This is a genomic window from Anaerobacillus arseniciselenatis (assembly GCF_001865995.1).
GTDB classification, from domain to species: domain Bacteria; phylum Bacillota; class Bacilli; order Bacillales; family Anaerobacillaceae; genus Anaerobacillus; species Anaerobacillus arseniciselenatis.
On record NZ_MLQQ01000003.1, the window covers coordinates 38,340 to 51,433 of the forward strand.

Genomic DNA, 13,094 nt, shown 5'->3' on the forward strand with positions numbered 1-13,094 from the left:
AGCTATGATGTTTAATAGACTTTAGAAATACAGCAATAAAGGGGGTCAAACGATGGGCAACAACAGAAAAACTAGTCATTTTGCAACGAAAGTTGTCATCGTCATTTTGCTTGTTAGTTTGATCCCAAATGTACTAAACAGTATTTTCTATTATGTTTCATCATCTAGTATCGTTAAAGAAAATGTAAGGGAATCCACGCTGCAAATTGCTCGTCAAGCAGCCGATTCCCTTTCACATATCTTTTTAACAGGTAGTGATATGTCTGATCTTATTTATAGTAATAGAATGTTGCAAGATATTGTGAAACAAGATTTACAGGGAAACCTTTCCTATATAAAGTACGAAGAAAATAACGAGTACATGTCCTCTTATTTAAACTCCAATATTTACTCTAGCTCCTTCATTCGAATGATCTATGTCATTAGGGACCAGGGTAAAAGCTGGGGAAGCGGGACTTTCTCTGAGTATAAATTATCCCAATACAACTTACAGGAACTAGATTGGGTAGAGGAATCCATCAAAGCAGATGGCGAGGTCACTTGGCAAGGACTACAATATGATAAATTCAGTGGTGCAGGGAATGTGAACACGGAATTCATTTTGCCTATCAGTCGTACAATGAAAGATTTTGATACGTTAACGAATATTGCCTATATTCAAGTATATCTTGACGGACAAAAGATACTTGAAAGAATTAGTCAAATAAAACTAGGGGAGACAGGCCGTTTTTTTGTTGTGGATCAAACGGGGATAATTATGATCGATGGGGAAATGGATAATCTTCATCAACTTGTTCCAAATGAAGAGTTAAAAGACTATATTTTGACCGGAGAAGAGATAGAGTTTGAATTTATTTCTGAAGGGAAACCACATTATGGTGTAAAGCAACCCCTATCGAACGGGTGGACGTTAGTAGGAGTCGTACCGATCCATGAAATTACAGGTGAATTAAATAAGATTCAATCCATTACTATCGCTATGTCCTTATTGTTTATGCTCCTTGCCATTATCGTTGGATATCTCTCTGCAAATAGAGTAACGGAACCAATTAAAGTTCTCACGACTCAAATGAAGCAGGTAGAAAAAGGCGATTTCAACGTGAAAACGAAGGTACAAACAACGGATGAAATCGGGGTAATGAGTAAACAGTTTAACACAATGATCGAACGTCTCAAAGACTTGATCCAACAAGTAAAGATCGAGCAAACGAACAAGAAAGAAGCTGAGCTTCGTGCCGTGAGACATCGCATCAATCCTCACTTTTTATTTAATACGTTAAGTACAATTAAATGGCTGATGAACTTGGAACAGTTCCAGCGTGCTAATCTTGCTCTGTCCGCCCTGACTAGGCTCCTTGAAGCAAATATGGGGAAAAAGGGTACCTTTATAACCGTGAATGAAGAGCTTGATATCATTGAAAAATTCATTGAGATTCTACAAATTCGTTATGAACAAACCTTTCACTTACATCTGGACATAGAGCCTGGAGTGAATGAAGTGAAAATTCCGCAAATGCTCTTACAGCCAATTGTGGAGAATGCTATTTTTCATGGGATTGTTCCTACTGGGAAAGAAGGGTCCATTTATATTGATGGACGCAAAATTGCTGACGGAATAGAGTTAGAAGTTCGCAATGATGGAAAAGTTATGGATCAAGAAATATTAGCAGAAATTGAACATGCAAAGGACACACACAAGGGATTTGTGGGGATCGGTTTGCTTCATGTCTTCGATTCAGTCAATCTCTATTACTCGGCCGATTCGAAGGTGGATATAACAAGCACGGCAAATGGAACAAAGGTGAGGCTGACATTGAAATCGGAAGATAGAGGTGGGGAAGATGTATAACATTATCATCGTAGATGATGAGCCAGTCATCCGATTTGGGTTAAAAGCTTCTGTTAATTGGGAACAAGAAGGCTTATCTCTTATCGGGGATTATTCCAATGGGGAAGAAGCATGGACAGCGATGGAAGACAACCATGTGGATATTTTAATAACGGATATTAAAATGCCTGTCATGGATGGCTTGACGTTAATGAAAAAGGCAATTAAACGTTTTCCGAAGCTAAAGGTTATTTTAGTCAGCAGCTACAATGATTTTGAGTATGTCAAAGAGGGGTTAGTCCATGGGGCGGTAGACTATGTGTTAAAGCACACGTTAGAACCGGAGGAGTTTATCCATGTCATCCGCAAGTGTGTCTCCAAAGTAAAGGAAGAAGAAAAGATCGAAGAAAAGCTCGATATTGTGAACAAATCTACTCATTTAAAGGAAAGAAAAAAGCTAGAGCAGGATGTTAAGCGATTCCTTCTTCTTGGGGAAGAGCATGTGCAACATATCAGTATCACCGATTTCTTGCCTGGGCCTTTTCTGTTCATTTATATGAAAATGAATCACGTAGAGAAATTGGAGGCACAGTATGGCTTTCTATATAAAAGCTTGATATTAGAAGAAATTCAAGAGGCCTTTTATACGAATCGTGAGAACGGCATTTGTATCTTAATTGGGGAAAGTGATGTTCTTTTCCTGTTAAATGATGTGAGTAACCCTGTACGTGCCATTCAGCAGCTGTACCAAGATATGATTGACGGTAAAGATATGAGTTTTTCCTTTGGTTATGATATGATTTATCGTTTGAATGAACTAAATAAAGGATTCCAACGAAGTTTTTCTGCATGTGAGAGGCGCTTCTTTTACCCAGAAAAATCGATATTTGACTATCAACCAAAGGAAAAGCAATTAGTAACCTTAAATTTTGAACAATTAAAGCAGTTTCTTTTACCTTATGATGAAAAGAAGATCAACGAGTTTGTGGAAGATCGGTACAAACTATGGAAGCAAGAAATCATGGAGCCTTCCGAGATAAAGGAGGAAGCTTGCAGTATCCTGACTAATTTATTTGCTAAAAAGCTCGATCATGTTTTGCTCTTAGATAAATGTGCCGAAATCAAGGGGACGGAATTACTCGACGAGCTCACTACTTTACTGTTGGAGCAAATAAAAGAATGCAATCTCCTCATTACCGAGGAACCATTAAGGGCAAATGCTGATAATGAATTGATGGATAATGCCTTCGACTATATTCACCAACATTATACGGAAGAGTTAACCTTGAAAATGGTGGCCGATCACATTCATATTAGCCGAAATTATTTCAGTATCTTATTTAGGAGGCAATGTGATCAAAAGTTTATCGACTATGTAATTGAGTTACGGATTAAAAAGGCATCAGAGCTTTTAAGGGATACATCACAAAAAGTCTATGAAGTGGCGAAAAATTCTGGATTTAATGATGTGAAATATTTTAGTAAGCTTTTCAAAAAAATGACTGGTCATACTCCTGGGAGTTATCGGTCAAAGCATCAAAACTGAAAGGGGGGGGGCGATTGCGAACAATAATACAATTATGTTTACTGATTGCTGGCATGACGTTGGTGGGATGCGGTAACCAATCTATTATCGAAGGACAACCTGCGACCGATAACGGTATTTCTGAAAAGGAAGAATTGGAAGTATGGCACACGTATAGTGAACAGGAAACCTATGTTTTTGAAAACATCATTATTCCTTTATTTGAACAAGATTATCCTAACATTAGGATTAGGTCTGTACGACAATCTTACAATGCACAGCTCAAGTCTACTATTATTGGTCGTGCATCGATGAACAAACCTCCTGATGTTGTCCGTATGGATATTGCCTGGGTACCTACCCTTGCCAAGCTTCAGTTATTATATCCTGTCAGTCAGTTTGGTGATTTTGAAGAGGTAAAAGAAAGACTATATGAAGCTCCTTTAGAGGTGAGCTATTATAATGGAAATTATTATGGTATTCCTTTAAATACGAATACAAAGGCAGCAATTTATAATCGAGAGTTGCTTAAAAGGTCAGGTTACGATAGACCACCGGAAACGATGAAGGAATTGATGGACGTAATTGAAAAACAGCAGCTTACCATTGCGGTGCAGGATGTTAGCCCCTGGGAAACGTTGCATTATTTTTATGGGCTGGGCGGTATGTTGATGGATCCAAGCTATACGCATGCCCAAGGGTACTTGGATAGCGAAGAAAGTATCAACGCGGTAAAAAAACTACTGGAACTTCATAAAAAGGGGCATTTTGCTCCCCATATATTAAGGGGAAATGCCAATACGTGGCAAGGGGTAGTGGACGGAGCCTATTTCATGATTGATGATGGACCGTGGTTTTATAGTGTCCATTCCGATGACTATATTGAACACATAAATGAGCGAACCGTTGTCGCACCTTTTCCCATAAGTGGCGGAAAAAGGGCCATATTAGGCGGTGAAAATTTAGTGATTTCCAAAGGGAGCAAGCATCCTGAGGCAGCTTGGACCTTTGTGAAGTGGATGACGGAAATACGTCCACAAACATATTTGGCAGAAACGGGATTAATTCCGTCCAATAAAAATGTGGATTTATCCAGTATCTATGGAGATAAGCCTTATTTTAAAACGTATGTGGAAAGTTTGGAAGAGGTTGTCGTAAGGCCTCCTGTTGCACAGTGGCCAAAAATAGAAGAAGTTTATATTTATTATTTTCGGCTTATTTTTTCCGAAACAATGAGTGTTGAGGAAGGGCTAAAAGAAGCAGCGGTGAAAATAGATGAATTATTAATTGAGAAAGAGGGGAAATAAAGTGGAAAAAAAGTGGTGGAAAGAAAGCGTTGTATATCAAATCTATCCAAGGAGCTTCAAAGATAGCAATGGAGACGGGATTGGCGACTTAAAAGGGATTACTTCGAAACTGGATTATTTAAAGGAATTAGGGATCGATGTCTTGTGGTTGTCACCAGTTTATAAATCGCCAAATGATGATAATGGTTATGACATTAGTGATTACCAGGCGATTATGGATGAGTTCGGAACGATGGAAGATTGGGATGAGCTATTGGCAGGATTGCATTCACGAGGGATGAAGATGATGATGGACCTGGTAGTAAACCACTCCTCCGATGAGCACCATTGGTTTGTGGAATCCCGCAAATCAAAAGACAATCCATACCGTGACTACTATATTTGGCGACCAGGAAAAGATGGTCAAGAACCAAATAATTGGACGTCCTTCTTCAGTGGCTCTGCTTGGCAGTACGATGAACATACGGATGAATACTTCCTTCATCTCTTTAGTAAAAAACAACCGGACTTAAACTGGGAAAATCCGAAGTTGAGACAAGAAGTGTATGACATGATGACATGGTGGTTAGATAAAGGAATTGATGGCTTCCGTATGGACGTAATTAACCTTATTTCCAAAGCAGATGGACTGCCTAGTTCCCCAGGTGGAAAGCGATATGACTGGGGTGGAGACTACTTTATGAATGGACCACGGGTTCATGAGTACCTTCAAGAAATGAATAGTGAAGTTTTGTCTAAATACGACATGATAACAGTTGGCGAATGTCCAGGTGCCTCTACGGAAGATGCTGCCCAGTATGCAAATAATGAAGGTACGGAGTTAAACATGATCTTTACGTTTGAGCATATGGATATCGATTCTGGCCCTGGCGGTAAGTGGGATGTGAAACCTTGGAAGCTTGCAGATTTAAAGGAGGTCATGTCTAAATGGCAATATGATTTGGAAGGGAAGGGCTGGAACAGTCTTTATTTAAATAACCATGACCAACCGAGAATGGTTTCCCGTTTTGGAGATGATGGTTCTTACCGAGTGGAATCAGCCAAAATGCTTGCTACTTTTCTTCATATGCTGAAGGGAACGCCTTATATTTATCAGGGCGAAGAAATCGGCATGACCAATGTTCGCTTTGATTCCATAGAGGAGTACAATGACATTGAGATTCATAACATGTACGGAGAAAAGGTGATCGAAGGAAATGAAGATCATCAGAGGGTGATGGAAGCGATTTATGTGAAGGGGCGGGATAATGCCCGAACGCCAGTACAGTGGGATGATAGTGAGAATGCCGGATTTACGACGGGCACTCCTTGGTTAAAAGTAAATCCAAACTACAAGGAAATCAATGCGAAAAAAGCATTGGAAGACAAGGATTCGATTTTTTACTATTATCAAAAGCTAATTCAATTACGAAAAGAGCATGACATCATCGTTTACGGAAAATATGAACTTATATTGGAAGACAATGAACAAATTTATGCTTACACTCGTTCGTTAGCTGATGAAAAGTTGCTTGTTATTTGTAACTTCGCTGGGGAGAACGCTACCTTTACGTTGCCTAATGACTTAAAATATGGCTCGAGAGAGTTATTGATTCATAACTATGAAGTGGACGCTCATGAAGAGATTTCGAACTTTGTATTGAAGCCATATGAGGCACGGGTATATCTTTTGAATTAAAGGATAGTCGGAATCGGAAACTTGATATTTTTTAATGTAAAAACCGGGCGGATGCCCCGGTTTTTTTTTAGATGTATTGATGTGTTTTTGTAATTTAGTGTTTTATTATCTCCAAAGTGTGTCTGTTGTTAACCGCTTACAAGATCTTACTTTTTATTGGTGAATATATCTATAAAATGGAGGTTAGAAAGATAAATTGGAGGATTCATATGAGTATACTATCGACAACAACGACAGTGAAACGATGTTTATTATTTTTTACTAGTGTGTTACTTCTTAGCGGCTGCTTCAATGCCCAGTCAGCAGATAAAAGAGAGGATGAATCAGTGGTGATTGATGTTGAAACTATTGAAGTGGGAAATTGGTTCCAAGGTGTGTCCACGGATCAAGTAGCTTATTCTCCCCACGAGCCAGTAACCTTTAAACTTTCATACAATGAAGAAGTGGAAAATGGGTATATTATTGTTCAATATAAACACTTAACTGAACTCGTTCATGAGCAGGTGGTAGATTTAAATGGTGACGGGGGGGTTACTTGGGAATGGACGCCACCTAATGACGACTTTACTGGTTACATGACGGAAATTTATTTAGTAGATTCTGAAATCATTATCGATCATATGAATATTGCCGTAGATGTATCTTCTGAATGGACAAAGTTCCCAAGATACGGCTATTTAGCGGATTTTGACGAAATGGATAAGCAAGAGCAGATAGAGGTAATGGAAAGGTTAAATCGATTCCATATTAATGGGATTCAATTTTACGACTGGCAAGATAGGCATCATGATCCATTAAGGCTTGAAAATGGAGAACTTGCATCCCATTGGCAGGATATCGCAAATCGAACCATTTCAAGACAAACGGTGGAAACCTATATAGAACTAGCCCATGAGAGAAATATGAAAGCAATGAATTATAACTTGTTATTTGGTGGTAATGAGAATTACGAGGCAGATGGCGTCAACAGAGAATGGGGGTTATTTAAAGACCCAAATCAAGTAGCACAGGATTATCATCCACTACCGGATTCTTGGAATTCCGATATATTTTTATTTGATCCGTTTAATGTAGAATGGCAAAATTATATTTTAGGAAAGCAACAGGAAGTATTTGATACTCTGGCATTTGATGGCTGGCATGTGGATCAGTTGGGTTATCGTGGAACCGTCTGGAACTGGGAAGGAGAAGAAGTGGATCTTGCCAAATCCTATAAAGTGTTTATGGATGAGGCAAAAACTTCCCTTGATGTATATTTAGCTTTAAATGCCGTGTCCATGTATGGGGCACAGGAAATTGCCCAATCAAATGTTGACTTTTTGTATGTGGAAGCTTGGGATCAAAGGAACTATCAGGACTTAAAAAATATCATAGATATTAATTCTCAGTATAGTAATGGACGTTTAAATACGGTCCTTGCTGCTTATATGAACTACGATCTTGCTGGGGAAACGAAAGGTGAATTTAATACATCTGGTGTATTATTTACGGATGCAGTTATTTTTGCTTCCGGCGGTGCGCATATAGAGCTAGGGGAGAATATGTTAGGTAGAGAATATTTCCCTAATAAAAACTTATCAATTCCAGATGAATTAGAGGCGAAGCTTATACACTATTATGATTTTTCCGTTGCCTATCAAAACCTGCTACGCGACAACGTGGCAGAAGTTGAGAAAGGAGTAAAGTCAGATGATGTTACCATCTCTTCATACGGAGAAATTGGTTCTGTTTGGAATTTTACGAAGCAAAAAGATAATAAAGATATATTGCACTTTATTAACTTTACAGATGTGACTTCCATGGAATGGAAGGATGGCATGGGAGAACAACCTGCACCTCAATTGAAAGAGGATATTATGGTAAAGGTGACTACCAATCAGAAAGCTCAAAAGGTTTGGTTAGCATCACCGGATTTATACAAAGGTTCTGCTTTTGAGATTGAATTTGAGCAAGTGGGAAATGAAATAGTATTCACGATGCCATCATTAGAGTATTGGAATATGGTAGTTATTGAATAAGATAAGTAGTTATTTTCATACTAATTAGTTAATAAGAAGGAAAGAAATGGCAAAAGGATATTCTGAAAAAGGTGAATAAATATGGATGAAAAATGGTTAGTTGGTGTTGGTCGGTTGGTACTAGAAGAGATGACTTCTACAAATACTTTTAGCTATTTAAGAGAATACTACAATAAGCATCAATCGTTAACAGCAAAACATGTTTTTGATATAGCAAATGAAAAAGACGAAATTGCAACCAATGTAGTAAATACAGTAGCATTAAATTTAGGAGTAGCTTTAGCTAACTTAGCTAATAGTTTAAATCCAGAGAAAATTATTATTGGTGGTGGAGTTTCAAAGGCTGGAGATGTATTACTAATACCTTTGAAAGAGCAGTTTTCTCGTTTTGCATTTCCAGCAGTTTTGGATGGTGTAGAAATGACCATAGCAACACTAGGTAATGATGCAGGTGTAATTGGTGGGGCATGGTTAGCGAAGGAAAATTTTATTAATTAAGTATTGTTTAATTTCATTAGTTAGAAGTCAGAAGTCAGAAAGAAGTAAACCTTTAGAAGATTATTTATTACGATACTTAATAAAAGCATTACTTTTACTTGTTCAACTAATAAAAGAGTAATCGTATTAAAATGAGCTAAAATGCTAACATTTTGCTAACGCAATCCAGTAAAAAATAGTAGAACCTCGTTAAATATGTTACAGACAGAAATTAGCAAAACCTTGATATACCGCACTCTACGCACATCACGTTAATGATATTACACACTCTCACCTTAGGAGCGGCATGATGTAATTCATGCTCCTTGAATCCTTTGGGATCAATGGTTTAGAAGCTTGATGACTCAATGAGTCACATGAGACGATAAAAAATTTAGAGGTTTTGCATGAGTTGAGAAAACTTTTGCGAAGCCTCTTTTTTCTTTGTTTGGTTACAGAACTTCCCGAACGTGAAAGTCCATCTCCCACAGATGTGGGAGTAACAGGTGGCGATCAATGCAATATTATTGAAATAAGATAGACAATCCACATAAATTTCTAAAATTAATCCTAGCCCCACAATTTTATATAAATTATTGTATACTTGAATAAGAACAAGAATTATAAAAGCTTTGTAAAAGGTAAATAGTGAGCAAGAAATAGCCGCTAAGGTGGTTTGGATTATAGAAGCATGTCGATAATGAACATAAGGGCTACCGAAAACATATTAAGAATTAATTTATTTTTTAAGCAACGTATTACATACATAAGTATCTTAAACTCTTTTTATATAAGGAATTTAAATCAAAAAAGGATGAAAAATAAACTTTTTTAACATCAAGACAAGACAACAGTGGAACGCCACATAATAAAAAAATAATGTAGAATTGGAGACGGACTTATATGAATGTGAAAAATCATCAAGTAGCCGTATTTGCCCTAGGAGGAATGGGTGAAATCGGGAAAAATATGTACGCTGTACAATTTCAAGACGAGATTATTATTATTGATGCCGGATTAAAATTTCCGGAAAATGAATTATTAGGAATTGACTTAGTTATTCCTGATTATACGTATTTAGTGAGGAATGTAGATAAAATTAAAGGGCTATTCATCACTCATGGTCACTTGGATCATATTGGCGGTATTCCATATCTATTACGCCAAATTAACATCCCTATTTACGGGGGAAAGTTAGCATTAGGATTAATCCGTAATCAGTTAGAGGAACATGGCTTATTACGCAAAGCGGAGTTAAGAGAAATTAACGAAGATGGGATCGTGAAATTTCAAAAGACATCTATTTCATTTTTTAGTACGACACATAGTATTCCTGATTCTTACGGTATCGTTGTAAATACACCAGCTGGTAATATTGTCCACACTGGTGATTTTAAATTTGACTTTACACCTGTTGGAGCTCCAGCAAATTTGTCTAAAATGGCTAAAATTGGAGAAGAAGGAGTTCTTTGCTTACTATCGGATAGTACAAACAGTGAAATACCAGGATTTACAATGTCTGAACGAAAAGTTGGAGATAGCATAAACCAGATTTTTCAGTCTGTTGAAGGAAGAATTATTTTCGCCACGTTTGCATCCAATATTTACCGACTGCAGCAAGCTGTAGAAGCGGCGGTTAAATACGGCAGAAAAGTTGCGGTTTTCGGTCGAAGTATGGAAACAGCTGTAAATTTAGCTATGGAGTTAGGATATATAAATGCACCGAAGAATACATTCGTTGATTCCTCAGAGATGAATAAAATCCCTAGTGATCAATTAGTCATTCTATGTACCGGAAGTCAAGGAGAACCTATGGCAGCTCTTTCACGTATTGCCCATGGGAGACATCGCCAAATTCAAATTATTCCTGGGGACACAGTAGTATTTTCTGCCTCACCAATTCCGGGTAATGCGTTAAGCGTAAACAAAATAATTGATCAATTGCATCGCGTGGGAGCGGAGGTTATCCACGGGCCATTAAATGATATTCATACATCAGGGCATGGTGGACAAGAAGAACAAAAGCTTATGCTTCGCTTAATAAAACCGAAGTATTTCCTGCCAATCCATGGGGAATATCGTATGTTAAAACAACATGTTAAATTAGCGAACGAGTGTGGAGTTTTAGAGCAAAACTGTTTTATTATGGAAAACGGTCAAATTTTAGCAATGGATAAAAGTGAAGGAGGTCTTGCAGGGAAAATTCCATCTGGCGCAGTATATATAGATGGAAGTGGTATTGGAGATATCGGGAACATTGTTATAAGAGACCGCAGGATTCTTTCGGAAGATGGACTTGTTGTAGTTGCTGTCACTATAAACATGAAAGAGTTTAAGGTGATGACTGGACCCGATATCATCTCTCGAGGCTTCATCTACATGCGAGAATCCGGAGATTTAATTAAAGAAGCTCAAGGAATGGTTTCTAATCATCTGAATGGATTAATGGAAAATAAAACAACACAGTGGTCTGAAATTAAAAGTGAAATATCAGGTCTCCTCGGACCATTTTTATATGAAAAAACAAAGCGTAAGCCAATGATTCTCCCTATTATTATGGAAATTTAAATTATATAAAGAGGTTGTCGCAAAACAAAGTACCGACACTAAAATAAGAGGGTGGGACAAAAGTGTCTGACACCACGCGGATCCTACTAAATATAGACGTAAAGATTTATCATATGTCTATATTCGGTGTCTAGCGGTGTCTGACACTTTGTTTTGTCCCATCCTCTTTTAAGTACTACATTATAAACTAAGCATATTTCTATTTCAATGACTTCGACAGGTTCTCCGCCATCAGCTGGTGTAAAATAATACACGCCCATAGTTACAGCTTTATTTCCTTCAATTAAAACCCCTTCATTTTCCCATTGTACATCTGTCCAAGGTGCAATAGCAAAACCACTATCCTCAGAAATATCTCCACCTATGAAATAAGACATTGCACTCTCAAAGGTACCGCGATGACGCTCTTCTAAAGCTAAAGTTGGTTTGAAAAGAACATCGCTCATATCATAACCATAGAAATGTTCGATATGTTCAGTAGCGGCAGCTTCATAGTCGCCACCCTCGCTGTATACATTTCCGATATTTACAATTCCTTCACCCCAGCTTGTTTGAAAATCCAAAACTTCCTGCTCTGTAATTACATGCGTTGCTTCAGCAGATCCTGCTTCTGCTTCCGGCTCACTAGAAGTAGAGTCCGAACAAGCTACTAACGTCATTGCTAAAAAAGTAGCCCCTAAAATTGATGAAATCCCCTTAAATTTTTTCAAATTTTAACACCCCTTAAAAATTTTGTAAATATTGTTTTTTTTTTACAACAACGTCTATAAGTATAGTTAACCCCATGTTTACAGTCAATAGTTTTTTATCTAAATGTTAACTTATCTACCTAAATAACTCATAGTTAAATAGTTTTTACTAAAATGGTATAATAAACTAAATGTACACAATTTTAATAAGGAGGAAAGCTATTCATGCCTGACTTTAAATCAAGGTTTAAACGTTTAAGAAAACAAAACAAATTAACCCAACAAGAAGTAGGAGATATAATTCGGGTTTCAAAGGTCGCAGTCTCGGGTTATGAAAACGGCAATCGTTCGCCAGAAACTGAGACACTGAAAAGAATTGCTACCATGTTTAATGTATCAATTGATTATTTAGTAGGGTATTCGAATATTCCTAGCCATGGCGATGATAAAAATTCCGATGCTTATTATCTAATTTCTGATATAGGACTACTACAAGGAAAGTACAAACTCATTATTGAGGATGAAATCGTAGACGAGGAGTTACTAAAAGAAACACTTGATTTTATAAAAGCTAAAAGAATAATGAAAAATATGCGTTAATATATTCTAAAAATTATTTTTACTATAAATTCTTTTGTTATTAAATTTAAAAAAGTTACAGTGATGTTCTAGTTTTGAATGCATTTAAGGACGAGGGGACATCGTTTAGTTTATAGCTAAAGTGCTCGAATTTTGTCGAATTATTAGCTATTGACTAAATAAGAAGTATATGAAATTATAATTATAGACAACCACAGTTAGTCCCCCGGATCTTACTCACATTTATAAATCCACTTAAAAACTTCAGAAATAGATAAATACACCCTTACTTTATAAATAACTTCGCAACTTCGATGGAACCCACCTTAATACCTTTTTCTCTTCCAAACGCTTTTGATAAAAATTTTTATATAAAAACAAAACTTGAAAGGAGTGGTAATACAAGGAAGTTATTTTTTTACTAC

General features: G+C 37.1%; 9 protein-coding genes. 8 read left to right on the forward strand and 1 reads right to left on the reverse strand.

What is annotated here, in order from left to right; translation table 11 throughout:
• Window positions 1-52 precede the first annotated feature (52 nt).
• The 7 genes from BKP35_RS05560 (at window position 53) to rnjA (ending at window position 11,401) form a co-directional block, all read left to right on the forward strand.
• On the forward strand, window positions 53-1,849 hold the full coding sequence (locus tag BKP35_RS05560) for a cache domain-containing sensor histidine kinase (protein ID WP_071312427.1): 1,797 nt from the start codon (window positions 53-55) through the stop codon (window positions 1,847-1,849).
• A complete protein-coding gene (locus tag BKP35_RS05565) occupies window positions 1,842-3,374 on the forward strand; it encodes a response regulator transcription factor (protein ID WP_071312428.1) in 1,533 nt (510 codons plus the stop codon). The genes BKP35_RS05560 and BKP35_RS05565 overlap by 8 nt, the downstream gene beginning before the upstream one ends.
• A 14-nt stretch (window positions 3,375-3,388) precedes the next feature.
• Window positions 3,389-4,660, forward strand: coding sequence for an extracellular solute-binding protein (locus BKP35_RS05570; RefSeq protein WP_071312429.1), 1,272 nt, complete (start codon window positions 3,389-3,391; stop codon window positions 4,658-4,660).
• 1 nt (window position 4,661) lies between these two features.
• A complete protein-coding gene (locus tag BKP35_RS05575) occupies window positions 4,662-6,338 on the forward strand; it encodes a glycoside hydrolase family 13 protein (RefSeq protein ID WP_071312430.1) in 1,677 nt (558 codons plus the stop codon).
• 209 nt (window positions 6,339-6,547) lie between these two features.
• A complete protein-coding gene (locus BKP35_RS05580; RefSeq protein ID WP_169819145.1) occupies window positions 6,548-8,356 on the forward strand; it encodes a glycoside hydrolase family 66 protein in 1,809 nt (602 codons plus the stop codon).
• 81 nt (window positions 8,357-8,437) lie between these two features.
• Window positions 8,438-8,854 (forward strand): ROK family protein, encoded by a 417-nt coding sequence (locus tag BKP35_RS05585; RefSeq protein WP_071312431.1) that lies wholly within the window; start codon window positions 8,438-8,440, stop codon window positions 8,852-8,854.
• 882 nt (window positions 8,855-9,736) lie between these two features.
• Window positions 9,737-11,401: a ribonuclease J1 gene (gene rnjA, locus BKP35_RS05590; protein WP_071312432.1), complete on the forward strand. Its 1,665-nt coding sequence runs from the start codon at window positions 9,737-9,739 to the stop codon at window positions 11,399-11,401.
• 86 nt (window positions 11,402-11,487) lie between these two features.
• Here the strand turns inward: rnjA and BKP35_RS05595 are convergent, their stop codons facing one another.
• Window positions 11,488-12,111: a hypothetical protein gene (locus BKP35_RS05595; protein WP_071312433.1), complete on the reverse strand. Its 624-nt coding sequence runs from the start codon at window positions 12,109-12,111 to the stop codon at window positions 11,488-11,490.
• Window positions 12,112-12,315: 204 nt separating this feature from the next.
• Between BKP35_RS05595 and BKP35_RS05600 the strand changes: the two genes are divergently transcribed.
• Window positions 12,316-12,690, forward strand: coding sequence for a helix-turn-helix domain-containing protein (locus BKP35_RS05600; RefSeq protein ID WP_071312434.1), 375 nt, complete (start codon window positions 12,316-12,318; stop codon window positions 12,688-12,690).
• The last annotated feature ends 404 nt before the right edge of the window (window positions 12,691-13,094 follow it).

What these genes read in the sequence shown, in the direction of transcription:
- BKP35_RS05560 (WP_071312427.1), top strand. Translation starts at nt 53, where the DNA reads ATGGGCAACAACAGAAAAACTAGTCATTTTGCAACGAAAGTTGTCATC.
- BKP35_RS05565 (WP_071312428.1), top strand. Translation starts at nt 1,842, where the DNA reads ATGTATAACATTATCATCGTAGATGATGAGCCAGTCATCCGATTTGGG.
- BKP35_RS05580 (WP_169819145.1), top strand. Translation starts at nt 6,548, where the DNA reads ATGAGTATACTATCGACAACAACGACAGTGAAACGATGTTTATTATTT.
- BKP35_RS05585 (WP_071312431.1), top strand. Translation starts at nt 8,438, where the DNA reads ATGGATGAAAAATGGTTAGTTGGTGTTGGTCGGTTGGTACTAGAAGAG.
- rnjA (WP_071312432.1), top strand. Translation starts at nt 9,737, where the DNA reads ATGAATGTGAAAAATCATCAAGTAGCCGTATTTGCCCTAGGAGGAATG.
- BKP35_RS05600 (WP_071312434.1), top strand. Translation starts at nt 12,316, where the DNA reads ATGCCTGACTTTAAATCAAGGTTTAAACGTTTAAGAAAACAAAACAAA.